The sequence below is a fragment of the Candidatus Chlorohelix allophototropha genome (assembly GCF_030389965.1).
In the GTDB taxonomy this organism is placed as follows: Bacteria; Chloroflexota; Chloroflexia; order Chloroheliales; family Chloroheliaceae; genus Chlorohelix; species Chlorohelix allophototropha.
Genome location: NZ_CP128400.1, coordinates 881,022 through 906,741, shown reverse-complemented (window position 1 = coordinate 906,741; position 25,720 = coordinate 881,022). Strand labels below are relative to the sequence as shown.

Annotated in this window: 23 protein-coding genes; 13 read left to right on the top strand and 10 right to left on the bottom strand. The window is 48.1% G+C overall.

The window, feature by feature from the left end:
• Window positions 1-33 precede the first annotated feature (33 nt).
• Window positions 34-900, top strand: a complete 867-nt coding sequence (locus tag OZ401_RS16550; RefSeq protein WP_341471551.1) for a sulfurtransferase — start codon at window positions 34-36, stop codon at window positions 898-900.
• A gap of 56 nt (window positions 901-956) precedes the next feature.
• Here the strand turns inward: OZ401_RS16550 and OZ401_RS16545 are convergent, their stop codons facing one another.
• The 4 genes from OZ401_RS16545 to OZ401_RS16530 form a co-directional block, all read right to left on the bottom strand.
• Window positions 957-1,310 carry a DUF1294 domain-containing protein gene (locus tag OZ401_RS16545; protein ID WP_341471550.1) on the bottom strand — a complete coding sequence of 118 codons (354 nt, stop codon included), beginning with the start codon at window positions 1,308-1,310 and terminating at the stop codon, window positions 957-959.
• Between the two features lie 117 nt (window positions 1,311-1,427).
• Complete coding sequence (locus OZ401_RS16540) at window positions 1,428-2,984, bottom strand: hypothetical protein (protein ID WP_341471549.1); 1,557 nt, start codon at window positions 2,982-2,984, stop codon at window positions 1,428-1,430.
• On the bottom strand, window positions 2,977-3,645 hold the full coding sequence (locus OZ401_RS16535; RefSeq protein WP_341471548.1) for an SDR family oxidoreductase: 669 nt from the start codon (window positions 3,643-3,645) through the stop codon (window positions 2,977-2,979). Before OZ401_RS16535 ends, OZ401_RS16540 begins: the two co-directional genes overlap by 8 nt.
• Before the next feature lie 41 nt (window positions 3,646-3,686).
• Window positions 3,687-4,634: an alpha/beta fold hydrolase gene (locus tag OZ401_RS16530; RefSeq protein ID WP_341471547.1), complete on the bottom strand. Its 948-nt coding sequence runs from the start codon at window positions 4,632-4,634 to the stop codon at window positions 3,687-3,689.
• 345 nt (window positions 4,635-4,979) lie between these two features.
• Here OZ401_RS16530 and OZ401_RS16525 point away from each other — a divergent pair, with 345 nt between their 5' ends.
• A complete protein-coding gene (locus OZ401_RS16525) occupies window positions 4,980-5,465 on the top strand; it encodes a DUF3592 domain-containing protein (protein ID WP_341471546.1) in 486 nt (161 codons plus the stop codon).
• Between the two features lie 71 nt (window positions 5,466-5,536).
• On the opposite strand, the gene OZ401_RS16520 is transcribed toward OZ401_RS16525, so the two are convergent.
• From OZ401_RS16520 to rnz, 3 genes are all read right to left on the bottom strand, one after another.
• Window positions 5,537-7,237 (bottom strand): acyl-CoA mutase large subunit family protein, encoded by a 1,701-nt coding sequence (locus OZ401_RS16520; protein WP_341471545.1) that lies wholly within the window; start codon window positions 7,235-7,237, stop codon window positions 5,537-5,539.
• Between the two features lie 316 nt (window positions 7,238-7,553).
• Window positions 7,554-8,108, bottom strand: coding sequence for a GNAT family N-acetyltransferase (locus OZ401_RS16515; RefSeq protein ID WP_341471544.1), 555 nt, complete (start codon window positions 8,106-8,108; stop codon window positions 7,554-7,556).
• Window positions 8,109-8,321: 213 nt separating this feature from the next.
• On the bottom strand, window positions 8,322-9,260 hold the full coding sequence (gene rnz, locus OZ401_RS16510) for a ribonuclease Z (protein ID WP_341471543.1): 939 nt from the start codon (window positions 9,258-9,260) through the stop codon (window positions 8,322-8,324).
• A 358-nt stretch (window positions 9,261-9,618) separates the two neighbouring features.
• Between rnz and OZ401_RS16505 the strand changes: the two genes are divergently transcribed.
• From OZ401_RS16505 to OZ401_RS16490, 4 genes are all read left to right on the top strand, one after another.
• The gene (locus OZ401_RS16505) at window positions 9,619-10,026 is read left to right on the top strand and encodes a DUF485 domain-containing protein (RefSeq protein WP_341471542.1); all 408 of its coding nucleotides are present in this window, start codon (window positions 9,619-9,621) and stop codon (window positions 10,024-10,026) included.
• On the top strand, window positions 10,026-12,038 hold the full coding sequence (locus OZ401_RS16500) for a solute symporter family protein (RefSeq protein WP_341471541.1): 2,013 nt from the start codon (window positions 10,026-10,028) through the stop codon (window positions 12,036-12,038). The genes OZ401_RS16505 and OZ401_RS16500 overlap by 1 nt, the downstream gene beginning before the upstream one ends.
• Window positions 12,039-12,174: 136 nt before the next feature.
• Window positions 12,175-14,313 (top strand): exonuclease domain-containing protein, encoded by a 2,139-nt coding sequence (locus OZ401_RS16495; RefSeq protein ID WP_341471540.1) that lies wholly within the window; start codon window positions 12,175-12,177, stop codon window positions 14,311-14,313.
• Between the two features lie 77 nt (window positions 14,314-14,390).
• On the top strand, window positions 14,391-17,126 hold the full coding sequence (locus OZ401_RS16490) for an MGH1-like glycoside hydrolase domain-containing protein (protein WP_341471539.1): 2,736 nt from the start codon (window positions 14,391-14,393) through the stop codon (window positions 17,124-17,126).
• A gap of 20 nt (window positions 17,127-17,146) precedes the next feature.
• Here OZ401_RS16490 and OZ401_RS16485 read toward each other — a convergent pair whose 3' ends face one another.
• Both OZ401_RS16485 and OZ401_RS16480 read right to left on the bottom strand, forming a co-directional pair.
• The gene (locus OZ401_RS16485) at window positions 17,147-18,346 is read right to left on the bottom strand and encodes an FIST signal transduction protein (protein ID WP_341471538.1); all 1,200 of its coding nucleotides are present in this window, start codon (window positions 18,344-18,346) and stop codon (window positions 17,147-17,149) included.
• A 64-nt stretch (window positions 18,347-18,410) separates the two neighbouring features.
• Complete coding sequence (locus OZ401_RS16480; protein WP_341471537.1) at window positions 18,411-19,058, bottom strand: cysteine hydrolase family protein; 648 nt, start codon at window positions 19,056-19,058, stop codon at window positions 18,411-18,413.
• Window positions 19,059-19,282: 224 nt separating this feature from the next.
• Between OZ401_RS16480 and OZ401_RS16475 the strand changes: the two genes are divergently transcribed.
• From OZ401_RS16475 to OZ401_RS16450, 6 genes are read left to right on the top strand one after another with little or no spacing between them, the layout of a single operon-like run.
• Window positions 19,283-20,587, top strand: a complete 1,305-nt coding sequence (locus OZ401_RS16475) for an adenylate/guanylate cyclase domain-containing protein (RefSeq protein WP_341471536.1) — start codon at window positions 19,283-19,285, stop codon at window positions 20,585-20,587.
• A gap of 15 nt (window positions 20,588-20,602) precedes the next feature.
• Complete coding sequence (locus OZ401_RS16470) at window positions 20,603-20,992, top strand: ACT domain-containing protein (RefSeq protein WP_341471535.1); 390 nt, start codon at window positions 20,603-20,605, stop codon at window positions 20,990-20,992.
• Complete coding sequence (locus tag OZ401_RS16465; RefSeq protein ID WP_341471534.1) at window positions 20,976-21,548, top strand: hypothetical protein; 573 nt, start codon at window positions 20,976-20,978, stop codon at window positions 21,546-21,548. Before OZ401_RS16470 ends, OZ401_RS16465 begins: the two co-directional genes overlap by 17 nt.
• Window positions 21,549-21,597: 49 nt before the next feature.
• Window positions 21,598-22,002: a hypothetical protein gene (locus OZ401_RS16460; RefSeq protein WP_341471533.1), complete on the top strand. Its 405-nt coding sequence runs from the start codon at window positions 21,598-21,600 to the stop codon at window positions 22,000-22,002.
• A 42-nt stretch (window positions 22,003-22,044) separates the two neighbouring features.
• The gene (locus OZ401_RS16455; protein ID WP_341471532.1) at window positions 22,045-22,902 is read left to right on the top strand and encodes a class I SAM-dependent methyltransferase; all 858 of its coding nucleotides are present in this window, start codon (window positions 22,045-22,047) and stop codon (window positions 22,900-22,902) included.
• Entirely contained in the window at window positions 22,899-24,044 is a 1,146-nt protein-coding gene (locus OZ401_RS16450) for a glycosyltransferase family 4 protein (RefSeq protein WP_341471531.1), read from the top strand. Before OZ401_RS16455 ends, OZ401_RS16450 begins: the two co-directional genes overlap by 4 nt.
• 2 nt (window positions 24,045-24,046) lie before the next feature.
• Here OZ401_RS16450 and OZ401_RS16445 read toward each other — a convergent pair whose 3' ends face one another.
• Entirely contained in the window at window positions 24,047-24,472 is a 426-nt protein-coding gene (locus OZ401_RS16445) for a PaaI family thioesterase (protein ID WP_341471530.1), read from the bottom strand.
• Between the two features lie 95 nt (window positions 24,473-24,567).
• Here OZ401_RS16445 and OZ401_RS16440 point away from each other — a divergent pair, with 95 nt between their 5' ends.
• A complete protein-coding gene (locus tag OZ401_RS16440; RefSeq protein WP_341471529.1) occupies window positions 24,568-25,542 on the top strand; it encodes an NADPH:quinone oxidoreductase family protein in 975 nt (324 codons plus the stop codon).
• Window positions 25,543-25,720 lie beyond the last annotated feature (178 nt).

Below are 25,720 nucleotides of genomic sequence, written 5' to 3'. Positions count from 1 at the left end.
TTTTACTTGTCATGAAAGGATAGATTTTTAGATATGCGCCAAGAGCATCTGGTAAGCACCGACTGGTTATCCGTACATCTAAATGACCCGTCACTCAGAATAATTGATATGCGTGGCTATGTGCTTGCAGTAACTGCTGAAGATGGCACTCAGGAAGCCCGCTATATCGGAGCGCGGGAAGAATACGAGACTTCACATCTTCCCGGTGCTGTTTATCTGGATTGGACTAAGGATATAGTCGATCTGAATGACCCCGTTCCGGTGCAAGTCGCAGGGGCGCAGCAAATCGCACATGTCTTGGGCGATGTCGGTATCGGGGATGCGCATACCGTTATAGTTTATGATGCCCATCCGGCTATGCAATTTGCTACCCGGATGTGGTGGGTGCTGCGCTATTACGGACACCATGATGTGCGGGTGCTAGATGGCGGTTGGAACAAATGGGTGAAGGAAGGAAATCCTACCAATGCTCTTTTGCCCTACCATAAATTTGCGCTCTTTACCCCTCGCTTGCATCCTGAACTGAGAGCAGCGGCAGAGCAGGTAAACGCTATGATCGGCGAACCGGGGATTACACTGGTGGATGCCCGCGATACAGGGCAATATAGCGGTAAAATCCGGCGTGGCAGGCGCGGTGGGCATATTCCGGGCGCAATCAGCCTTCCTCGCGAAGAATTGATAGATAGCGCCAGCGGCACATTTAAAAGCGATGCTGAGATTCGAGAAATAGCCGAGAAAGCCGGGTTAAAGCCTGAAAATCAAATCGTGGCTTATTGTAACGGTGGGGTAGCGGCAACTTCCGTTCTATTCAGCCTCTCTATTATTGGCTTTCATAAATTGACCAATTATGACGGTAGCTGGAATGAATGGAACGAGCGTGAGGATTTGCCGGTAGAGTAAATTTAATCCCGCACGAAAATTACACTCCCACCCCAACAACCGGGAGTGTATTTATATCAGCGTTTAATAAATGCGAGCAAATCAATATAGTAGGTGAGAAGATAACGAGATAAGAGAACCAGTATTGCAATATGTACCATAAAACTTGACCACAGTACAATATGGAAGTTCTGTTTGCGAGTTTTATGGTTAAAGAACCACTGACCTGTAATACCCCCCAACGCGCCGCCGATTATCGCTAAAAAATGCAAAACAAATTCGGGTACACGCCAAGCTTTGTGTATTGCCTGATATTTGTCGTAACCGTAACAACCAAAGGTTACAATATTCAACCCGATCATAAACGCTAAATATAGTGGGAACCTTAAAAATTGAGCAAAAGCTACTGCTAATACCAGTGTCAGCGCCATTGAGATAAGGAGATCTTCCTGATAAGGCGATCGATATTTGCGAGCGCGTGGTCTGTATCTGTTAGTGGATGGTTGCTTCAACGTAATATCTGAGCCTTTCATTTGACGAAATTTAATTCAGAGCAAATCTTTGCGGATATAAATCAAAAGTCCATCGCTACCGTAAGTGTTGGTGGGTATTTTTTGGAGCAGGGTGTAATTTTCCTTGAATTGCGGTGATAGGTTGAGGCTGTTACGCACGAATAGCTCTAGGCTGATAACATATTCAGGTTTTAGCTCGTTTACCATGCGGGTCGGGATGGCGTTATTGCTGGCTAATTCGTTGGGGGGGACAGGATAGTATTTCAAAGCGCCGGGCGAAATCAACCCCACCGAGTCGAAAATACGGGCGTTGGCATAGTAGCCTAGCATGCCGATTTCAGGCGCGATGATGGTATCGGTTGGTCGGAGGCGTGATGAGATTATTTGCGCCGCCTCCCGGTAATATTCAGGCGATTTCATGCGGGTACGCCCCCAATCGTAAGCCTGCATCTGATTAACGAGGCTCACTGCCAGATACAATGCCAGCCCTGCCAGCAAAAGGCGGCTATATTTCGCTCTTGGCTTGAACCAACGCGAAGCCCAACCGATGCCCCAGTTACTCCACTGGTAAAGTCCGCTAGTAGTGAGTAAGAGATACCATGAAACGAGTGGAACTAGATACCAGTCAAATATCAACACATCGCGGTAAGTAGCTAGCACATACGCTCCGTTCAGCAAAAGCGGGAACGCCAGCGCCATAGCTCCCGCTACTCGGTCTGCTTTCCAAATGCGCCATATTCCCGCCAAAGCCAGCGCAAGGAATATTATTGTTACTACCAACCCAAGCACGAATATTTTTTTGCCATCAGGCAACTTCATTGTAGTGATGATTTGCCCGATTGGATTATCCCACGCAATCAGACTGAATTGCTTGAAACGCGCCAACCCGGTTTCGGCGAAAATATAAACTTTGTCGCCTTTAGCGGTAATCGAATGTGGAATGGGGCTGCCAAAATAGAGGGTGGCAAACAACGCCCATGGTGCGCCCGTAGCTGTCATTACCAGAAATTCGCGCCATGGTATACCGCGCCGGATAACCCACGCTGCCACCAGCACTAACCCCGCAATCAAAATTCCTTCAGGGCGACAAAGCGTAGCTAGAGCAGCGGAAAACGCGCCCCATACAGTTTGTCGGGTTACCGCAAGATAGAAGGAGAGTAGTAGTAGGCACGAGAAAAGCGAGGTTTCCATTCCACCGATGCACCAGTTGGTACTGAATACCGAAACGGCAAATAGCAGGGGTGCGGCATATACGAAACCCGGCGCTTTCCCCCCGATAAATTTTCTGCCAAGCTGATACAGCAAAATTATACTGGCGCAATCTGCCACAGTATTAATAAGAAGCGCTATCCAGCCCAGATCGCTTTTAAGGGGAAAGTGCAATAATGCCAACAGCAGAGTGTAAAGTGGCGTAGTAGTGCCTAACACATACTCGCCTGCGTTATAAACGAAGCCAATACCGTTAGTGATGTTTTCCACGTAGCGGAAGGTGATAAAAGCATCATCGTAAGGGCGCGGACCGTTGATCAGGCGTAAGGTGGCGGCGAGGATAACCAACACCGCCAGTATCGGATTTAAACGGGTCTTAAGCAATTCCTTTAAACAGGTCGGGGCTATTGGCGGGCGTTTCGCCCATTTGGTTGATAATCTCTACTACCTTGTTGCGTGCTTCCGGTTGCAAAATCGCCTGTACCATCACTTCCGCCACATCCTCTCGCGAGATGCGACCGGATATTTCCAACTTCGAGCGAATTAATACACCCGTTCCGCCCGGTTCATTTACCAAACCGCCGGGACGCACTATGGTGTATGGAACGCCACAGCCAATTATGGTTTCTTCGGCTTTGTTTTTTAAGCGTAACACCGGCGCTAAAGGTGGGAATCGTTCCGGGTTGTCAGTACCGAGTGACGTACACATCACGATATGTTCTATTCCGGCTGTTTTGATGGCGCTTGCCAATAGATTTATATAGGTAACTTCAATCGCTTCGGTTTCTGCCGGTTCGCGGAAATTACGCGCTCCGGTAGCAGTGATAATATATTTTATGCCCTCAAGGGCGCTTTGGAGGGCAGCGGGATCGGTCAGGTTTGTTACTTGCACCTCCACACCGGGCATTTGCAACACTTCCCCTTTTTCAGAGGTGCGTACCAACGCCCTTACCGGGATATTCTTTGCCCGTAACGCTTTAACGACGCGGCTACCGGTTTCCCCACTTGCCCCAATAACCAGCACCACGTCCTTTAAATTTATCATTTTCCCCTCTTTCCACAGTAAATTAATATCCAAGTTCCTGCTTATTTTACCATGCCGGGGTACGTACTGACTGCCGCTTCTTTTTTGCCGTTGTAGTGACGTGAAAGCCAATCTAGCACAATCCGATTAAACTCCTCGCCGCGTTCATCATTGGATGATAGGCGCGCCTGTTTGATCATTGCCAATTCGGTTTGGGGGCGCAATTTCAGGAATAGCTCAGAGTCCTTAAAGGGGGTGATTTTGGCTTCGCGTCCCCATACAATCAAGGTTGGTTGCGCTATTTTTTCCCACTCGCCTCTTACAGAGTGATTCAAATAAAAGGTAATAAAACATACTGGCGCATATTTGGCATTCGGGCGATGCCCGGTAGCGTAGTAGCCTTCAATTAACTCTTTATCAATGCCGGTTTTATCAAAATAGCTATCTCGTCCAAGAAATATTTTGGTAGATAAGCGGGTGGTCAATAATGCAAAAACCACGCTTCCCAAGGTGCCGTACAGCCAGCGATGCGCTCGCTTTGCGCCGGCGGAAGGTGGGAAGTCCAATCGTTCTAGTCCGGTTGGGCTAATAAGTACCAACGGACCGAATAGCTGTGGGTCACGTGCCGCTGCACTGATAACATGTGCTGCGCTCAGGCTGGTAACCACTACGGCGGGGGCTTCACCTTCTACTTCCAAAATATGGCTGGCGAAATCCCGCGCGAAATCGATATAGAGTTCGGCAGTATAATCAATGGGTTTGCGCTCAGAACGTCCATAACCGGGAAGGTCAGGTACATAAACCCGGTAATGCTTTGCAAATTCCTGATAGTTGCGGCGGTATTCGAACCCCCACGCGGCGGCATTAATCCCGTGCAGCATTAGTAAGGGTGCGCCCTCCCCTAGAATTGAGTACACCACAACATGATCGCGCCACCGGAATATGCGCTCTTCACCCGGTAAAGTTAAAAGAGACGCATTATTATTTTTCCGGTTCAATAGGTTTCGCATAATTTTCTCTTTACTAAATTAAGTTCATTGAAATAACCGAACTTAGTATGACATATTTATCTCTTTACCGAAAGTTTTATATGCTTCAATTTAGATGCAGATAGGATGATTTTTTGCCAATTTAGATTATTATTACCTGCCAATGGATTAGTACAAATTGGTTAGCCTATAATAAATCCATCCTGATTTTATATCTCATTTCAAATATCAGAAGGCAGAATTTATCCAATAAGCGTACCAAATCTAAAATCTAATGCCTTTTTTTTAAATTTGCAACTCTAAAACCGAATTTTACGTAATCAATATTGCAGCAACCAATTCAACCTAATACAAGGAAAATAGCAGATGTGGTGGCGCAAGAAATACCCTAAATTATCTACCCGGCAAAATCTAATTCAGGGTTACGTGGTTTTAGGGGTTACTTTCCTGATAACTATAGTGCTGCTAATATTTTACTTTAATATAGCCACCACACTGGATGAAATTGATAAAAAAGGGGTGCAGACCCAAGCGCTTGTAATTAAAAACGAACCTGAGAGGGGTAAAGCCAACAGATTTCATATAACTTATCGTTTTACTGTACCTGTGAAAAATGGCGCTTCCCAAACCTACGAGCGAGAAGCAATTGTAGATAAAAATAGTTCTATACAACTTCCGGTTGGTGCGGTGGCACAGGTAAAATATCTCCCTCAATCGCCCGATTCCTTTCGACTCCTGAATGTTTCCGGCGATGATTACGGCTTACTTGTTGTGCAGATTTTTCTTGCTGCCAACACCTTTCTCCAGATACTTACCATCGTTTATATTGTTTTCTTTCACCGAGCAGGCTAAGCTAAAATTAAGGCAAGCTATAAAAAATACCCCTGACCTGCAATAGATCAGGGGCTATTTACTGCTGAAAATTAAACGATGCTAGGGTCTTTATGCTCCCCGTAAACCTTGCGCAACACCCCGGTTATTTCACCAAGGGTGGCGTAAGCGTTGCAAGCATCGATCAGGTAGGGCATCATATTTTCCTTGTTTTCGATTGCTTTTTGGCGAATCGTTTCAAGGGCACTGCTGGTTTTCTCATTGTCGCGTTCCATACGAAGACGTGCCAATCGCTCGCATTGGCGGCGATAGCCATCAGGGTCTATTTGCAGGAAGGGGATTTCCGGCGGCGCATTATCTACGTAGTCGTTTACCCCTACGAAAATGCGCTTTTTGCTGTCAATCTCAGCTTGGAAGCGGCAACTGGCATCCACGATTTCTTTCTGAGGAAAACCGTGATTAATCGCTGCCAGCATCCCGCCCATTGCATCGATTCTGTGCTTGTATTCGTAGAAACCCTTTTCCATTTCGTTGGTGAGGGCTTCGACCAAATAGCTACCGCCCAACGGGTCAACGCTGGTAGTAACGCCCGATTCGTGGGCGATAATTTGCTGAGTACGCAAGGCGATTTTGACTGCTTTATCGCTCGGTAAGGCAAGCGCCTCATCCATAGAGTTGGTGTGCAGCGACTGAGTGCCACCTAAAACCGCTGCTAGCCCTTGAATAGCGGTACGCACAATGTTATTCTCAGGTTGTGAGGCAGTAAGGCTGCACCCTGCGGTTTGGGTATGGAAGCGCAATAACCAGCTACGTGCCTGTTTTGCTCCATAGTTGTTGCGTAATTCGCGCGCCCAGATGCGACGTGCTGCCCTGAACTTGGCAATTTCCTCGAAGAAGTCGTTATGGCAGTTAAAGAAAAAGCTGAGGCGTGGCGCAAAATCATCCACATCCAGCCCGCGTTTGATACCCTCTTCCACGTAGGTAAGTCCATCTATAAGGGTAAAAGCGAGTTCCTGTAGAGCAGTGCTACCCGCTTCACGGATATGGTAACCGCTAATGCTGATGGTATTCCAACGTGGCATTTCTTTCGAGCCAAACTCCATCGTATCTACAACCAGTTTGAGGCTCGGCGCGGGCGGGTAAATGTAGGTATTTTGGGCAATATACTCTTTGAGAATATCGTTCTGGGTAGTGCCACCCAATATGCGGCGGGGGTAACCCTTCTTTTCAGCCGCCGCAATGTACATCGCCCAGACCACAGGGGCGGGACCGTTTATGGTCATGCTGGTGGTAACTTGGTCGAGCGGAATACCATCCAACAATATTTCCATATCTTCAAGGCTGTTCATTGCCACACCACATTTGCCCATTTCGCCTTCGCTCAAAGGGTCATCGCTATCGCGCCCGTACAGGGTGGGAAAGTCATAGGCGATGCTCAATCCGGTTTCGCCGTGTTCCAGCAAATATTTAAAACGTTTGTTGGTTTCTTCGGCAGTGCCAAATCCGGCAAACTGACGCATTGTCCAGTTTTTAGCGCGATACATATTGGCATGCACGCCACGAGTAAATGGATATTCACCCGGCATGCCGAGATCGCGTTCATAATCCAAACCTTCAGCATCGGCGGGAGTGTAAAGGCGGTTAACTTTCATGCCGCTAATAGTAGTAAATTCAACTCCTTCTTCCGAGGCACGCTCTGGTACACGCTCAATGGTTTTCTTAAGAGTGGTATCTTCCCAACGCCTTCTCTGCTCTTTAATTCGACTCACTTTGTCAAGGTTATAACTACTCATTGTTATAAATTACCTCCCGCTATTAAAAATGCATGTCTTATACTCTATAAGGTTCATGATAGCTCATATGCTCAATTTTAACATATATTCACATCATGGCATCAATCAATTGGCATGGAGGAACAGGGTTGTTGCAAGAAACGTTTTTAGGGCAATAACCTGCTGCTTCCGCTGGAGAGGAAGAGAGAGGGTGAGTTCAATACGATACCTCGGTAGGCGTTCCACCTACACCCCCTCTCCGAACTTGCAACCGTCCTGCACAGAGGAAATAAAAAAAGGGTCGCCTTTTAAAAGACGACCCTCGAAAAGTTCGAAACTATTTATGGGCTAATAGTTTGACCAGATAAACCACGATAGTATGTACTTTGCCATCCCAGATCGAGTCGTACTCTTGGATCAATTTCGCGCCTTTCTTTTCATAGAAGCGACGCCCGATGACATTTTCCTCCATAGTGGAGATGTACATTTCGTTAATCCCTGCTTCGTGCAGGAAGTTGAGCGCTTTTTCATAAAGCAACTCACCTACGCCCTGTCGTTGGACATCGGGACGTACATAGAATTGGAGAAGGCGTGGATGTCCACGACGATCTTTTGGAAGCACGCTCAGATAGCCAAGCAGATGGGTACCACGCTCTGCTAGAAAAATCGCATTGGCAGGGTTGTTGATGATTTCGTTAAGAACTGCATCTCTGTAATAAATATCAACCTCGTCGTGTACTTCTTCTTCCGTCATATAATGCTTGAAAGATTGAAGCCGGGATAGTGTTGCTACTTCTCGAATAGCATGATAATCCGCAGAGGTTGCCTTACGAAGCGTTATAAAATCGTCTTCCTCGTCATCAGCCATTGCCCTCTCCATTTGCATTGCCATAAATTCTCTCCCTTTTATTAAACCTGTTCCCATATACATTAAAATGCAAATAATGTATCAATCAGGTTTGACCATTGAAATTCTTATTAATAAATATAATACCATGTAAATAAAAACCGTAAAGGGGGTTGGTATCAGATTTTTTCAATTAGAATGCGGCAAACAACGATTATAATTTTGCACTTAATAGCAAGCTGCCCCTAAGAAATTTTTCTATATATTAGGTCTTATTACCTCATAACTCCAAAAATCCTCTGCCATAAAGGTATCAGGAAATATCGAGCGCGCTTCTTGTAACATTACATTCAAGCCGTTGCCTTCATCTGCTTCGTAACGTGGGCTGAAGTGAGTAATAATAAGCGTTTTGACACCAGCTTCTCTGGCGACTTTTGCTGCCATCAATGCGGTTGAGTGTTGACCACGCACCGCTAATTCTTCGTCTATAGCGGTATAAGTGGCCTCATGAATAAGTACATCTGCCCCTCGCGCTAACTCAATAGCATTCTGGCAATAAATGGTGTCGCTGCAATAAACTATCTTGCGCCCTCGGCGTGGTGAACCAACCAACTCCTTGCCATCAATAATCCTACCATCGGGTAGTGTCACTAATTCGCCATTTTTGAGTTTCCCATAGAGCGGACCGGGAGTGATGCCAAGCTCACGCGCTTTTTCTACCAAAAAGCGTCCGGTTTGCTCTCGTTCCGTAATAGCGAAACCATAGCTTTCTACACGGTGTTTTAGCGGTAGGCACGATATAATGAATTCTTTATCCTCAAATATAATACCCGGTTTAACCGTTTGTATCTCAATATCATGTCCCAGATGTGTATAGCTATAATGCAGGGTACTTTCTACGTATTCCTTCAATCCGGAAGGTCCGTAAAGGGTTACTGCCGGGATTTCCCCCCCGCGTAGAGAACGGCTCGCCAACAAGCCCACTAGCCCAAAAAGATGGTCACCGTGAAGATGAGTAAAAAATATCTTGTCCAACTGGGAAAGCCTTAAGTTGGAAAGCAAGAATTGGTGTTGGGTACCTTCGCCGCAATCAAATAACCACAAACCCGCACGTTGTGGTAACTGTAACGCGATGCTGGTAACGTTTCTGGTACGGGTAGGTGTCCCCGAACTGGTTCCTAAGAATGTAATACGCATTGTTGTGATATTCTAACTCATACTAAATAGCAATGTCTACCCCTGAAAGTGAAAATATGAACGCTGAAATGCATATTTTCGTCGCCGAAATGCAAAAACATTATTTGAAGTGTGAACAATGCAAGAAACAGCCCCGTTTTTACATCTCACCCCCATTTTGTTGTATTGCCAAATAATATCATGTATCTTATAGTCATATACATAGTGTACTTTACCCAAATTACTTTGGAAAAATTATACAACTTATTTTGGTGTGTGAATTGACCTGTGTCGAAGTAGGTCAAGTTTTCGCGCCTGCTCAGCATTGGTGGGGTTATTATGCCCCCCGTTAGTGTTGCCATATGAGGAGGGAACATCAATGGCGAATGTTACACACAAACCCGGAAAGGGTTCGGATGATGTAAGCGAGGAATTGCTTACAAAAGCCCACATGTACGAGGAGATTGAACAAGGAGAGGACTTCAAAAAACTCACCCGCGCTCGCCGCAACTTCATTATCCCGGCGATGATCATCTTCATCGTTTATTACTTCGGGATGTTGGTGCTTATCAATTACTTCCCAAGCTTGATGGAAACCGATGTTATCGGTTCAATTAACCTAGCGTATGTAATGGCGCTTTCCCAATTCATTTTGGCTTGGGCTATCGCTTTTGCTTATCTGCGGGTTTCCACCAATGTATTTGACAAGTTGATCACAAAGATTATAGCCAGTGTTAAGCACAGCGACGAAAAAGCCGGTCGCCCCGTCCGGAAGGAGAACAAATAATGAGAGGCAGTAGCGCCACTTTCCAGTTATTTACCAAACTTGATTCTGACAAAACACCGGCGATTGTGATCTTCTTGACTTTCGTGTTGATAACTCTCGGTATTACTTTCTGGGCTTCACGCCGCACCAAGTCGGCTGCTGAGTTCTACGCCGCAGGTCGCAAAATCAGTGCGTGGCAGAACGGCGTGGCGGTAGCAGGCGACTACATGAGCGCCGCTTCCTTCCTCGGTATCGCTGGTATCATTGCCTTCTCCGGCTTCGATGGGTTTATGTATTCGGTAGGTTGGTTAGTAGCTTACCTGACTGTGTTGTTGGTAGTGGCTGAACCGCTCCGCAACGGTGGCAAGTACACGATGGCGGACATTCTAGCTTACCGTTTGAAAGCCAAGCCGGTACGCGCTGCTGCCGCTTTCTCCACCATTACCGTTAGCACTTTCTATATGATTGCGCAAATGGTGGGTGCCGGTACACTGGTCAAATTGCTATTTGGCTGGGACTTTGAAACGGCAGTAGTCATAGTAGGTATTTTGATGATTGTGTATGTGGTGTTTGGCGGTATGCTCGCCACCACTTGGGTACAGATTATCAAAGCGCTGCTACTAATGGCTGGTACTATTGTTTTGAGCATTATCGTGCTGGCAAACTTCAATTTCAATATCGGCAATTTCTTCGATGAGATTACCCGTATCCGCACCGGTGCTATCGTTGCGGCAGCCAACGCCGGTGATAGCACGATTGAACTTAGCGTGGTTCCTTCCAAGGATGCCAGCGGGAAGTTCAATAATGTTACTGTTGGTGGTGTTACCAAGGATCAGGAAACTGTTGGTGTTACTGGTGTAACTAACAAGTACAATCTGGCTTTGGATAAGAAACTGACCGCCGATGTCGCCAAAGATACTAAAGTGACGCAGGCTGACAAAGAATTTACCGTCGCTGCGAATGCCAAAGCTGGTGTTGCCGCTTTAGCCCTGACCGCTGCTCCTGCCCTCAACAAAGACATTACCGTAGGCGCAGATACCGTAAAGGCTACTAAAGTAACAACAACTTTTGTTACTGCGCTTGCTACACCTCTGAAGAACAAATATGATGCGAACACTAACGCCGGAACTACAGTTGACTTCAGCAAGCCCGGCTACAAGTACAAAGACGACCCGGCTAACAACGTATATGGCAAGCTCGACCTGATTTCTCTGGGTCTGGCGCTCATCTTCGGTACTGCTGGATTGCCGCACATCCTAGTTCGGTTCTACACTGTGCCTACCGCTCGCGCCGCTCGTGTGTCGGTAATCTGGGCGATGCTCATCATTGGCTTCTTCTATATGATGACCACCTTCTTGGGCTTCGGCTCGGCAATGCTGGTAACCGACCCGCTCATTACTGCTAACGGTGGCTCGAACATGAGCGCTCCTCTGTTGGCACAAGCGGTAGGCGGCACTATCTTCTTTGCTCTGATCTCGGCAGTGGCGTTCGCTACCATTCTCGCGGTGGTTGCAGGTTTGACCATCTCCGCTTCCAGTGCTATTGCCCACGACTTCTGGCAGAACATCATTCGCAATGGTCAAGGTACTGAGAAAGAGCAAGTTACCGTAGCTCGTATCACTGCCTTCATTGTAGGCGCTATCTCAATCGGTCTCGCCATCTTCATGAAGACCGCTAACGTGGCTTACTTGGTCGGTTTGGCTTTCGCCGTCGCGGCTTCTGCTAACTTGCCGGTAGTGGTTTACAGCCTCTTCTGGAAGCGCTTCAACACTGTAGGCGCAGTAACCGGTATCATTGTGGGTCTGGCTTCCTCGATTATCCTTATCCTCATCGGTCCTGACGGTTTTGCCGCCAAGGATGGTGTGGTTAACTTTAAGGATGCCATCTTCCCGCTAGAGAATCCCGGTATTATCAGCATCCCGTTGGGTTTCTTGGGCGCTTTCTTAGGCGCACTGTTCACCCGCGAAACTGCGGCTGAAGCGAAGTTCGCCGAGATGTACTTCCGCACCAGCACTGGTGTAGGCGCGGAATAATCTAGAACATACCAGTTTCTACGACAGCAAGTCACATCTGGCGTCAGTCTGAAAAGTCTGGCGCCAGTTTTTATTTTTATGCTATAATTCACAAGAACATTCGTTTTCTGTTTTATTAGAAACGTGCAAAAACCATATGTCCCAAACTACCGATACAAATTCACCTGAAGGATACGCGGAACTAACCCGCCGTGCTTATCTCTTTCTGGAAAAACATGAAGGGCGTGCCTCTGAGGCGGCGTTGATTCAGGGCGTATTCGGAGTAAGGGGCACTACCAAGTCGTTGGAATTATGGAGCGGGATTCTGGGGAAAGTTTTAAATGACCCCGAACGCTTCCAGCACTTACCCGGCGGAGAGTGGGTATTGCGCAGCCATACAGATACTACCCAACCACTCCAACGCCTTGAATATGTGGTAATCGACACCGAAACTACCGGATTACACCCTCATCGTTGCCGTATGATTGAGGTCGCTGCCGTTAAATTACGGAATGGGCAACAGGTAGATACTTTCCAGAGCTTGATAAACCCTCAGCGGCGTATTCCCGGCTTCATCACCACCCTAACCGGAATCAATAACCAGATGACTGCATCTGCCCCGACTTTTGCGGGAGTCGCCAATAATTTTATGGAATTTCTCGGCAATGCGATTGTTGTGGGACATAATGTTTTGTTTGACCTACGCTTCCTGAATTATGAGTTGGGGCTACTCCATCGCCCGGCGTTGGTCAACGAAGCAATCGACACCATTAGTCTGTCTTTGCGTCTGTTTCCCGGAATACGCCGTCCCAACCTTGATCGCCTAGCGGAAATGACGGGAGTCAACATCAAGAACCGCCATCGCGCTTTTGGTGACGCGACTACTACCGCCGAGGCTTTTATGAAGCTGCTAGAGATTGCCGCTCTGAATGGCTTTGAAACTTTGGATGATTTACGCACCGGGCGAGTCAGGCAAGCGGAAATTTCTATGCCAGAAACGCCTCCAAAAAAAGAAGTCCCTTCGCTGTTTGAGTCGGAAATGCTGGAGGAAAGACCGGATCGAATCAAGGTAACACGCCCACATTGGAAGCAACCTTATGAGGATGCCAGTAGCCTAACCAATCGCGCCACCGCTCACGCTCGCGATGTGCTATCGCGTGAATTAATCAGGGATTTGCCTGATAAGCCCGGCGTTTACCTCATGAAAGACCTAGATGATGGGGTAATATACGTTGGTAAAGCCAAGAACCTATATGCTCGCGTTAGCAGTTACTACAGTGAACCTTTAGGTTATACCCGTAAAATGGATGGGCTGGTGGAAGCTATCAAGCGCATCGACCATATTGTGACGGGTAGTGAATTAGAAGCCTTATTGCTTGAATCGCGTCTTATCAAGAAATACAAGCCGCGTTACAATAGCCAGTTGCGCAATTATGAATCTTATCCCTTTATTAAAATCGACCTATCGCAGCGATTCCCGCGTGTGCAATCTTGTCGTGAGATTCTCGATGATGGGGCGCGTTATTTTGGACCTTTTCAGAGCCGTCGTGCCGTTGATACTACCATCCGGGTTATTGAGCAAATGTTTACGGTGCGTGATTGCACCCGCAACTTTGAGACTGAGTATCTGGCAAAACGTCGGCAGCCGCGCCCTGCCTGTATGCGCCTTTATACCAACCGTTGCCCCGGTCCGTGTGTAGGTAATCATTCAGACCACGAGCATGAAGAATATCTCAAAGTGATTGATGAGGTAGTTAATTTCCTGAGCGGTGAAAAAGAGGCAGTGCTAGATGTTATTTGGAAAAGAATCAATCGGGCTGTAGCCGAGCGCGATTTTGAGAAAGCCGCCGCTATGCGGGATGCGTTGGCGCAAACCCAACAGGTAATTGCCAGCCAGAAGTATCTGGCAAGAGCGGTGGAAGGCAACCACGCCTTACTTTGCCTGCCCTCCTCTACCGAAAATTGTCTGGAGATTTTATGCATCTTTTCCGGTAGACTTGGTAAACAGTTAAAGTTGAGTCGCACCGACTCACCACAACAGACCGCCGCAAAACTTCAACAGACTTGGCTTGATCTGGAAGAGTGGGAAGCGCGCTTGGCAGCCTCACAACCCGGTTGGGGCAAAAAGGGTGGGCGAGTAATCGGTCAAGAAGCCGTTGATGAGATTAATATTATTTCGCGTTGGATTTACCAGCACAGTGATGACCCCGGCATTATTTCCATCCCCCGCGATAATACCCATAACTCCACTTTCTGGCAGGAAATATCAACTCGGATATATAATAGCTTCAAGTAAACTGTTAAGGTTAACTGAAAGAACCCCCTTTTTTACTGTTCCATGCGAATGTACTAGATACGAGCAATAGGAGCGCTATGAACCCTGAACAGGAACGGGTACAGCTTAACGAGAGTGGCAAAGAACACTGGGAATTGTTTGGTCCTTATGTCAGCGAACGGGCGTGGGCGACAGTGCGAGAGGATTACAGCCCAAACGGTGCGGCGTGGGAATATTTCCCGCACGACCATGCCCGTTCGCGCGCCTATCGTTGGAGCGAGGACGGTATCGGTGGCATTAGTGATGACAAGCAGCGAATCTGCTTTGCGTTGGCGCTCTGGAACGGCAAGGATTCTATTCTCAAAGAGCGGTTTTTCGGCTTGACCGGAAACGAAGGCAATCATGGGGAGGATGTAAAGGAGTATTACTACTACTTGGATAACACCCCCACCCACAGCTATATGAGGATGTTCTATAAGTACCCGCAAGCCGCTTTCCCATACACACAATTGGTAGAGGAGAACCGAAAGCGAAGCCGCGCTGATTTTGAATATGAACTGCTGGATACGGGTATTTTCGCTGAAAATCGTTATTTTGACGTGAATATCGAATACGCCAAAGCTACTCCCACCGATATTCTTATTCGGATTAGCGCCACAAATCGGGGTTCTGAATCTGCGCAGCTCTGGTTGTTGCCTACGCTCTGGTTTCGCAATACGTGGTCGTGGGGACGCGACGAACGTCGCCCTAATATGAGCGCGCATGAGGTAGGTCTTAGCAATGAGCGTGAGGGCAACCTGCTTTCGGTTTACGCGGTTCACCATATTTTGGGTGATTATGAACTCTATTGCGAAGGCGCACAACAGCTACTTTTTACCCATAATGAAACTAACACTCAAAAGTTATATGGGATTCAGAACGCCAATTTTTTTGCCAAAGATGGTATCAATGAATTTGTGATAGCCAACAACAGGCTGGCAGTTAATCCGGCGCGACAGGGTACTAAAGCCGCCGCACTTTACCAGAAAAATCTTGCGCCCGGTGAAACTTACTCTATCCGATTGCGTCTTAGTCAGGTGCAACATCACTCTGACGAAATACATGTTGCCCCTACTTTGTCGCCTTTTACCGATTTTGACGAAATTTTCAAAAAGCGAAAGCAAGAAGCCAAAGAATTTTATTCCGCCATTCAACCAACTGCACTCAGCGAGGATGAAAAATTGGTGCAAAGGCAAGCGTTGGCGGGGATGCTCTGGAGTAAGCAATTTTACCACTATGTTGTAGAGGAATGGCTAGAGGGCGATCCCGGACAGCCCCCTCCTCCTTCGGAACGTCTGCATGGGCGCAATATGGATTGGAAACATCTTTTCAATGAGCGGGTCATGTCCATGCCCGACAAGTGGGAATATCCGTGGTACGCCGCTTGGGATTTAGGCTTTCATTGTTTGCCTCTTGCGTTGGTGGATTCGGGTTTTGCCAAAAGCCAACTTGATTTATTGATGCGTGAGTGGTATCAACACCCCAACGGAGCGCTACCCGCTTATGAATGGGCTTTTGGGGATGTAAACCCGCCTGTGTTTGCTTGGGCAGCGTGGCGTATATACAAGATGGAAAAGCGCCTGACGGGTAAAACTGATCGCGCTTTCCTTGAAACTATCTTCCATAAGCTGTTAATGAACTTTACGTGGTGGGTGAACCGCAAGGACTCGGAAGGTAACAATATCTTTTCGGGCGGCTTTTTGGGGTTGGATAACATCGGAGTTTTTGATCGCAGCGCACCCCTACCAACCGGAGGCACTCTAGAACAAAGCGATGGCACAAGTTGGATGGGTATGTACAGCCTTAATATGATGCGAATTGCGCTGGAGTTAGCACAGGAGAATCCTGTTTATGAAAACATTGCCACCAAGTTTTTCGAGCATTTTCTCTCAATTGCTTCTGCTTTAAACGATTTGGGCGGGAGTGGTATTTCATTGTGGGATCGAGAAGATGAGTTTTTCTATGATGCGTTGCATCTACCCGATGGCTCGTACCAGCGTTTGAAAGTGCGTTCGTTAGTGGGCTTGATTCCGTTGCTGGCAGTAGAAACTATCGAACCCGAAATGCTGGAAAAGATGCCCGGTTTTAAGTTCAGGTTGGAATGGTATTTGGATAATCGTCCCGATTTGGCGCGGTTGGTATCGCGTTGGTACGAACCGGGTGCGGGCGAGCGTCGTTTGCTTGCGCTAGTTCGTGGTCATCGTATGAAGCGTTTGCTCAGACGTATGCTTGATTCTAATGAGTTTCTGGGGGAATTCGGAATACGCTCACTCAGCAAATATCATGAGCAAAACCCTTACATGCTTCATGTCAATGGAGATACATACACGGTGCGCTACGAACCGGCAGAGTCTCATACAGAGCTGTTTGGAGGAAATTCCAATTGGCGCGGACCTATTTGGTTTCCGATAAATTACCTGTTAATCGAAGCGCTTCAGCGTTTTTACCACTATTATGGTGATGATTTCAAGGTGGAATGCCCTACTGGCTCAGGCAATATGATGAATTTAGATCAAGTAGCGGATGAACTATCAAATCGGCTTATCCGGCTGTTTTTGCGCGATGCTAATGGAAAGCGACCTTTTAACGGTGGTATCGAGCTATTCCAGCGTGATCCGCTTTGGCGCGATAATATACTTTTCCATGAATATTTTCATGGAGATAACGGCGCAGGAATCGGCGCAAGCCACCAAACTGGCTGGACAGGACTGGTTGCAAAACTCTTGGATCAACAAGGGTACAAACGAGAAATATCTTCGGTAGCTGCGCAAGCTCTCAAACAAAAGGGCGGTTGAGAAAAGCGCTATTCTTTGCCTCAAGCATCCGGTTTTGTTGGTACGAACAAACCTAGGCTGGCAGTAAAACTGTGCAAGAAGGTTTTTGACCCGATTGGGCCTATCTCACCGTTGCAAAAGAAACCTGCCAACGGCATTTCGTCCAGCGCCTCGGCAATACGTTTGGCATCATGATCGGATTCGGCAAACATATTAGAACCACGTCCGTTGCAGGAGAAAAGCAACCCTGCCACGGGCATATTTCCGCCCATTTCGTTTCTGGATTTTGAAAGCAATTCGCGCAGGTCTTCATCGGCAGCAACCTCATCGCGCATTTGAAACTGAATCGTTTGCCCGATACGTGGAATATCCCCAATCGCGATTACTCCTGTGCGCGGGTCTGCCCCCATCAAGTTACGGATAATAAAATCACCGCGCCCAAACTCGGCTTTATATTCATCCACTGCCAAGCCTACCAGTGGCTGCTTTCGGAACTTGTCGAGTTGTTCCGGGCTAAGAGTCTTCATTGAATCGGTCAGTACTTGTAAGGCGGGTCTGCCTGAGATAGCTTGAATCATGTTTTGGTCGGCGGCTGTAACCATCCACGCTTCTCCGATAGGGGTAGCTCCTTGCGATACTACCGGGCGAAGGGTATAATCGCCGCCCACCGCTAGCGCCACCATTCCATTGTCATAGACTTCACCATTAAGGAAAATGTGCGTTTCGCGCATCCTGAATTGCCCTGAAGCCATCCCACCGATAATCGGACGTTTTCGGTAGGCTACCGTCAGCGCATTGATAATTGGCTCGGCATCTCCGGTAGTAAAAGGGTCTGCCAACAGTAGCCATGCATTTATATCAGGTTCGCTTAATCCGGTGCTTTGGCTGAGGATATGCCCAAGAATATCAGCATTAATCTCTCCGCTTAATACTTCCTGAGAAAGGTGAGTCGGGCGAAGTTTTGCGCCGGGGAGTGATAATGCCAACAATGCCAACGCCGGAGATTCTTCGACCTCGCGATCGTTGCCGATAATGGATTGACCGGAGCAACCGATTAGAGTACGCGCGCCACTGCGGGTATATAAATCGTGAATTAGCGAGGGATAAAATTGGCGATAAGCCGCGCTGGCAAAAACACATAGCAGGTCTATTTCTCCAAATGAAGCCAACTTCGCCAGAGCCTCGTTCAGGGCTTCTTGCCAATCAAGGCTCTCCGCCAACACCGCTTTTGCTTTGGTCATCCCTTCTCTCCTTCATCCTGAAAAAATAGCCCCCAGCCTAAGCAGGTAGGGGGCAATAACAGAATTATTCTGCGCTGTAACCTCTACCACTGGATGCAGAAGCAGGCTCTTTACCTTCCAATTCATTCAAAAATTCATCGTGCGCCATTGGGCGTGAGAACATAGGATAGTTCTTTTCAATTGCTAAGCGTTGTTCATCCTCGGAAAGGGTAGCAGTGCAATCTTTCAAAGTGATAACGTTGAATCCCTTCTCGTAAGCGGAGCGCATGGTCGATTCAACGCAACAGTTGGTCAGGAAGCCACCCAACGCGATAGTTTCGATACCCTTGCTGCGCAGAATAAAGTCGAGGTTAGTGGAAGCAAAGGCATCCAAACCGCGCTTGCCTTCCAGCACAATATCTCCTGATTCCGGCTTCAGGTCATCCACAATTTCAACGCCCCATGTACCTTTGCGGAATGATTGAGAATCAACTACCCCTTTTAGGATACCGTAAGGGTTGGAAGTAAGCTCATGATAGTCTTCGGTAAAAGAAATAGGGGAATGAATGATTACCGCGCCTGCTTCCCGCGCTTTCTGAGCAGTTTCAACGCTGTTGGCAAGCATATTGGTGGATTCCATAACCCCTTTCACGGCATCGTGAAGGCTGCCACCGGGTGAAGTAAAGTCGTTCTGGTATTCTATCAACACTACTGCTGTTTTCTTCGGGTCCATCTTCATCACTCCTTCGTACTACTAATTTATTACAAGTTAGGCAATGCCCGCACTGCATTATAGAGAAGTCCTCAGCTTCCACGCAATGCTACTCGGCAGGGAATATATTTTTCTTATTCGCGCATTACACTTCTTCACGAGATGAGGTACAATGTATAGTAGTTGACACAAAAGCATTTAAGCATTATCAGAGGAAAATCTCTATAGCGAGGCTGCGACAGATTATGAACAGCTTAGATAGAGCGTCAGGGGTTGACTTTGAGAAAGCATTTACGCATGAGCTTTTGCTGAGCGAGAGACGTCGCCTGAAGATTCAGATGGCGATGGCGGCAGGGCTTTTCATAGTCCTAGTAGTGGTATTTCTCTTGCAGGGTGGCTTGAATCTGAGTGATGGGGTAATGGGACGCTTTAATGAGATTTTCCTACTCATCCTCGGTTTTATCCTCTACGAATTAGCCGCAATCAGTGTAATCACCTATTTTATAAGACAAAATCGACATTTCCCCAAGCTGCTGAATTACCTCAACTACTTTATTGAAATCAATGTGCCTAATTTGGTGCTGGCGCTGCTTATCAGCTTTAATGTCAACGCACAGGATGCGCTACAGGGTCCACACGTATTTGTATCGCTCATACTCGTGTTTCTCACGGTATTGGGGATGGATTTCTTTCTCAGCGTATTCATTGGAACGGTTGCGGCAATCGGTTATCTGCTCGGAATCATCTACTACCTCGATCAAATTCCGCCCTTTACCGATACCACCACTTTTACCGCCCTTCCAATGCAACTACTGCGTTGCTTTTTATTCTTTCTCTCCGGCATAATCGCCGGGCTTTTATCGCGAGGCTTGCGCCAGCGTTTTATCAATTCGGTGCAACACTTGCAAGAGCGCAACCAGATTGTGCAGATGTTTGGGCAGTATGTTTCGCCTGAAGTGGTAAACCGCTTGCTGGAGCAAAAAACCGAAATTATCAGTGAAGCGCGGTTTGTGTGTGTGATGTTCCTCGATATTCGCAACTTTACAGCCTTTGCCGAAAACCGCAGCCCGCAGGAAGTGGTGGAATATTTAAATACCCTTTTCGAATTTATGATTGAAAGTGTCAACCGCTATAACGGCATAGTTAACAAGTTTCTAGGAGATGGCTTTATGGCGGTATTCGGCGCACCTTTTTCAGATGAGGGCGATTGTGAGAACGCAGTGGCAGCTTCTCTAGAGATTTTGCAACAAATCACGCTGCTATGCCAAGAGGGTAAAATTCCGCCAACTCGAGTTGGAATCGGTTTGCATGCCGGAGAAACTGTTACGGGTAATGTGGGTTCGACCAACCGCAAGGAATATACTATCATTGGTGATGCGGTGAACCTCGCCTCCCGAATCGAGCAATTAAATAAGCAATTCGGTTCGCAAATGCTCGTTTCTGATGTGGTCTGGGAAAAACTGAACCACATGAAACTAGAGGCACAAGTGTTAGAGCCTGTTCTCGTCAAGGGTCGGCAGCATCCGGTGCAGTTATACCGCTTAAACTAAGAGGAGGCTACAAATATGGCGAATCTGAAACTAACTGTGCTGGCAGAAACGCTGGCAGTTTGTCGCCTCAATGAAAATGCCCCTGTGCCCGGTTGGGCTTTGCTCGGCGGTTTTTTCTCGGTGACTCGCGCTCAAAAAGAGCTTTCGGTGGTGTGCCTCCAACAAAATGCGCCCGACATGGTAAAATGTGAGCGCGACTGGCGTGCGCTGAAGGTACAAGGCCCATTGGAATTTTCAATGACGGGGGTTTTGGCGGCTTTGGCAGTACCCTTGGCAAAAGCGAACGTCAGCATCTTTGCAATTTCTACTTATGATACCGATTATGTTCTGGTAAAGCAGACAACCCTTGAAAAAGCGATTACGGTGCTGCGAGAAGAAGGGTTCGAGATTGAAGAAAACAGCTAGTTTCTCAATGATGTTGGCGTTAATGATTCTGTTGCTGGTAGCTTGCGGGGATACGGCTGCTACTCTAGCGCCTACTACAACGGGTATGGCTACTCAGCTTGTCACACCTATCATTACCACACCTGCGCCCTATACTACCAAAGCGCCGTTAACCATTGCGCCTACGCCTGTGTCGAAGCCCTTCACCGAGCTTGAGTGTATCAATGTGGCGAGCGTAGCTGGCTTCAATAAGTTGGAGTACAACACCTATAGCTGTATCGAAGGGTTGCTACTTGGCGTTAATACCACCCCTCAAAAATCTGGCGGTATTCCGTATTTGCCGGAGGTGGGGTTGGTATTGAACTATTATTCGGGCTTTGAACTTGGTATAGAAGCAGTAGTACTTACCAAAGATTTGGGCAAGTTTGATATTAACACCTTGAAATCGCTGACGGGCAAAAAAACCAGAGTCAGGGGAGCGGTAAATAATTATATCCGTCCCGGCGTAACCCTGTATATACGCGGGGTTTTGCTGGAAGACCCCGCTCAGTTTCAGGATTTGAGTAATCAGCCTTAAGAAAACTATGACTCCAGAAGACTCGCAAATTTTTAATGAGGCAGTTTCGATGGCACAATCGGACATGAAAGAAACTGCCTATGTAGCCCTTAACCAACTGCATATGAAATATCCTGCCGATACCCATCTGATGCTTTGGATAGCGTTCACTTCCCCTGATATTCTTGCTTCTAAAAGCTTCATTCGGCGTGCCGAGCGTTTGAATCCGGATAATCCAGACTTGCCTGCTGCCCGCCAATGGTTGCAGGCTGAAGAAGCCAAGCGGGTTTTAGCTACACCATCGGCACAGAATAATACTAGCCCTCAACCTGTCGGCGAATCAGGGGCTTCTTTTTCTCCGCCTAAAGCCGCACTAAAGAAAAAACCGCCGATAAACCCGCTGATAATTACGCTAATTTCTGTGGTTATTCTGATTCTATTTATATTAGTGGTTGCGTTGCTGGTTAAATTTTGAAATAAGACCTTTTGTGAGATTATTATAGAGGAGTGCTGTGTTTTGACCATTACCCCGACCGATAAAGAAATTACCCAACAACTTGAAGCAGAAATAGAGCCTTGGCTTGCGCATATGAAGTGGCGACCCGATTTCGCCAAGTGGCGCGAGGGGCGTATCTGGCAGGAGAAGAAGCAAGCGCGTAATCTGGATACCCTGCGTCTGTTTTTGCGCCTAGCGACCTTGAAAGATGATTTGCGCGGCAAGAAAATACTGGATTTGGGCTGCGGTATGGGCGGATTTAGCACCGCGCTGGCGTTGGAAGGGGCGCGGGTGCAGCCCTACGATTACAACCGCGCTTACTGTCGTATAACTCGCCTGCGGGGTATGCGCTACAAGCTGAATTTTAGCCCGGTAAACGGGGCAGGCGAGGCGTTACCCTTTCCCAACGCTCATTTTGACCATATAGTGTGCCTCGATGTACTTGAGCATGTGCAGAACCCGGAGAAATTGCTTTCCGAAATATCGCGCTGCCTGAAACCGGGCGGGGTGTGTTTTATCACCGCTATCAACCGCTTTGCTTTCAGCGACCCGCATTATCATGTGCGCTTTGTGAACTGGTTGCCGCGCCGTTTTGCCGAACCTGCTATGAAATTGCTGCGGCGCAATAAAGATAATTCTCGCTTTGGCGACCGTCAGACTCTAGACGAGATGCACTATTACCGCTACGACCAGCTTTCCAGCCTGACGGCGCGACACGGCTTCACCGGGATGCGCGAGTTGGGAGAACTGGAACTTGCCTCCCGTTCTTATAGCGGCTTGAAGGGTTTGCTCAAAAAGAGCGGGCTATTGCGCCCGGTCTATCTACTGTATCGCTATTTCTACAAAGGTACTTACCAGTTGATGGTGATAAAGCGGTGAAAATTGCGCTTTATAATGTCACTACTACCACCAAGACGGGCGGGGTGGAGAGCTTTGTGTGGGAACTGGCGCGGCATCTGTCCTTGCAATATCCCGATTTACAGGTTGACATAATCGGTGGAAAGAGTCCTCCGGATTTCACTCCCTCTGTTCCCGGTGAGCGTGTCCGAATTATTACGCGACCTTTTATCAGTCGGGAAGCGATGCGGCGCGTGCCGATTCTTAGGACACAGTACGGCTTGACCAAGCTGTTAGAGCGACTTTCGTTTGCGGTTGCCACTTTGCCCCTGCTCTGGCGCGAGAAATACGATATTTTGCACATCCAGAAGCCCTATGATTTGCCTGTTGCCAAATTGACGCGCTTTCTGCGCGGCAGCAAAATTCTTTTCGGTTGTCATGGCAAGGATTTTTTCCCTTTTGATCGGCTCTTTAGCAAAAAGCTAGATGGGGCGGTTTCGTGCAGCCACTACAACGCCGAGACTATTCAGGCGCATTATGGGCTGATGCCAGAAGTGGTTTATAACGGCATTGATGTGAAGCTTTTTTCCCCGCGTGAGCCAGACCCTGAGTTGCGCGACCGCTACGCTGAACCCGGCGAGAAAATCATCATGTGGGTTGGGCGGTTGGTGCGCTGGAAAGGCTTACAGTATCTCATTGAGGCGTTGCCGTTATTGGCTGAGCAAGGCTTGAAAGTGAGATTGCTGGTGGCGGGTGATGGCGAATATCGCCCTGAACTTGAAAAGCTGGCGGAAAAATTGGGCATCGCTAATCAGATAGAGTGGCTTGGGTTAGTACCCAACCAAGCTTTGCCTGCTTATTACGCTATCAGCGAGGTGGTGGTCGGTACGAGTTTTGCCAATGAAACCTTTGGTATCGCGCTGTGCGAAGCGGCGGCGTGCGAACGTCCGCTGGTCGCAAGCCGTTTTGGGGGCTTTCTCGAAGTGGTAAAAGACGGCGAGACAGGTTTTCACTATACTCCACAGAACCCGGCTGATTTGGCGGAAAAGCTGGGCAAGGTGCTGTGCAACCCACCAATGGCAGCCCAAATGGGCAAGGCAGGACGGCAATATGTGACGGATAATTTCACTTGGGAGTGCGTGACCGAGCGCGTGTTTAAGGCTTATTCGCGCATCGTCCGCTAGAATTAATCGCCTACGCGCTCACTATGCGCCGATTCAATGGTGCGCCCCTTCTTACGATAAACCATCCCCTGAAAACTGGCGATTAACTCGCCGCTATCGGCTGTAACGCGAATATCGTACACTCCTAACGAGGCATTGAGCGAAACTTCCTCGGCAATGGCGGTGAGTGTACCGGAAGTAGCCGCTTTGAGGTATGATATATTCGCGTTGATGGCGACTGCAACAACGCCATGCGAATTGGAAGCGGCAGCGAGAACTGCGTCTGCCAGCGAAAAGATTGCGCCCCCATGTACTGTGCCATGACTGTTGAGGTGGTGCGGTTCGATTAGCATAGTAGCTTTAGCAGTGCCGTTGGCAGCTTCAAGCAATTCTATATTTAAATATTGGGCGTAACGGTCATTTTTCAGGTATGGATGAATAGCTGTCATTTTTCTGCCTGTTTGTCATAGATAGAATTTTCAAGTAAGGGTTTAAACCCCTTGTCTCAAGCGGATTATAGCATAAGGGGGAGAGGATAAAGCGGATGAAGGCGTTGCTGTGCGAGCAGTATGGAACACCTGAAAGTTTGGTACTGCGTGAGGTTGAGTCGCTTAAAGCAGGCAAGGGGCAGGTGGTAATTGAGGTAAAAGCCTGTGGGGTGAATTTCCCCGATACGCTGATTATTCAGGGCAAATACCAGTTCAAGCCGCCGCTACCCTTCGCGCCGGGCAGCGAAGTAGCCGGAATTGTGAAGGAGGTGGGCGAGGGCGTTACCCATTACAATGTGGGCGACCGGGTAATTGCTTTTACCGGGTGGGGCGGCTTTGCCACCGAAGCTCTGTGCGATAGTACCAAGCTGATTCCGATGCCTGAAGGAATGGATTTTACCATTGCCTCCGCTTTCGTCTTAACCTATGGCACTTCACACCATGCCTTGAAAGATAGAGGCAGATTAAAGGCGGGTGAAACCCTGCTGGTTTTGGGGGCGGCGGGTGGCGTTGGAATAGCCGCAATTGAAATCGGTAAGGCGTTGGGGGCGAAGGTAATCGCGGCAGCTTCCACTGACGAAAAGCTGACGTATTGTGTGCAGCATGGCGCGGACGCTACCATAAACTATGCCACCGATGACCTACGCGAGAAAATCAAGGAGCTAACCGCCGGGAAGGGTCCCGATGTGATTTACGACCCGGTGGGCGGCAATTTCAGCGAAGCAGCGTTGCGTAGCATTGGCTGGCGCGGGCGTTATCTGGTGGTTGGTTTCGCGGCGGGCGACATTCCGCGCATCCCCTTAAACCTTGCTTTGCTCAAGGGCTGCGACATTGTGGGGGTATTCTGGGGTTCTTTCACCGAGCGCGAACCTAAGCAAAATGCCGCTGACTTACGCGAGTTGTTGCAATGGTATTTGGAAGGCAAGCTGAAACCGCACATCTCCGGCACATATTCGCTGGAGCATGCCGCCGAAGCCTTAAACGAGATGTTGAATCGCAAGGTGGTCGGCAAACTGGTGATTGTGCCTTAAAGCGGTAACAAGGGGCTTATGAAGATTAACAATTAAATCCGTAAAACGAGGATTGGGGTAAATCTACCAGATTTCACTATCAAACGCGGGCGCATCGAGCTGCGCCCCTACGAACCCGAACTCCGTTTCCCGTAGGGGCGACGCTTACCCCATTCGGGGCATACCCTTTCAGGGCACA

Coding starts and splice junctions, on each gene's coding strand:
- OZ401_RS16550 (WP_341471551.1), top strand. CDS start 34: ATGCGCCAAGAGCATCTGGTAAGCACCGACTGGTTATCCGTACATCTA.
- OZ401_RS16545 (WP_341471550.1), bottom strand. CDS start 1,310: ATGGCGCTGACACTGGTATTAGCAGTAGCTTTTGCTCAATTTTTAAGG.
- OZ401_RS16535 (WP_341471548.1), bottom strand. CDS start 3,645: ATGATAAATTTAAAGGACGTGGTGCTGGTTATTGGGGCAAGTGGGGAA.
- OZ401_RS16530 (WP_341471547.1), bottom strand. CDS start 4,634: ATGCGAAACCTATTGAACCGGAAAAATAATAATGCGTCTCTTTTAACT.
- OZ401_RS16525 (WP_341471546.1), top strand. CDS start 4,980: ATGTGGTGGCGCAAGAAATACCCTAAATTATCTACCCGGCAAAATCTA.
- OZ401_RS16520 (WP_341471545.1), bottom strand. CDS start 7,237: ATGAGTAGTTATAACCTTGACAAAGTGAGTCGAATTAAAGAGCAGAGA.
- OZ401_RS16515 (WP_341471544.1), bottom strand. CDS start 8,108: ATGGCAATGCAAATGGAGAGGGCAATGGCTGATGACGAGGAAGACGAT.
- rnz (WP_341471543.1), bottom strand. CDS start 9,260: ATGCGTATTACATTCTTAGGAACCAGTTCGGGGACACCTACCCGTACC.
- OZ401_RS16505 (WP_341471542.1), top strand. CDS start 9,619: ATGGCGAATGTTACACACAAACCCGGAAAGGGTTCGGATGATGTAAGC.
- OZ401_RS16500 (WP_341471541.1), top strand. CDS start 10,026: ATGAGAGGCAGTAGCGCCACTTTCCAGTTATTTACCAAACTTGATTCT.
- OZ401_RS16495 (WP_341471540.1), top strand. CDS start 12,175: ATGTCCCAAACTACCGATACAAATTCACCTGAAGGATACGCGGAACTA.
- OZ401_RS16490 (WP_341471539.1), top strand. CDS start 14,391: ATGAACCCTGAACAGGAACGGGTACAGCTTAACGAGAGTGGCAAAGAA.
- OZ401_RS16485 (WP_341471538.1), bottom strand. CDS start 18,346: ATGACCAAAGCAAAAGCGGTGTTGGCGGAGAGCCTTGATTGGCAAGAA.
- OZ401_RS16480 (WP_341471537.1), bottom strand. CDS start 19,058: ATGGACCCGAAGAAAACAGCAGTAGTGTTGATAGAATACCAGAACGAC.
- OZ401_RS16475 (WP_341471536.1), top strand. CDS start 19,283: ATGAACAGCTTAGATAGAGCGTCAGGGGTTGACTTTGAGAAAGCATTT.
- OZ401_RS16470 (WP_341471535.1), top strand. CDS start 20,603: ATGGCGAATCTGAAACTAACTGTGCTGGCAGAAACGCTGGCAGTTTGT.
- OZ401_RS16460 (WP_341471533.1), top strand. CDS start 21,598: ATGGCACAATCGGACATGAAAGAAACTGCCTATGTAGCCCTTAACCAA.
- OZ401_RS16445 (WP_341471530.1), bottom strand. CDS start 24,472: ATGACAGCTATTCATCCATACCTGAAAAATGACCGTTACGCCCAATAT.
- OZ401_RS16440 (WP_341471529.1), top strand. CDS start 24,568: ATGAAGGCGTTGCTGTGCGAGCAGTATGGAACACCTGAAAGTTTGGTA.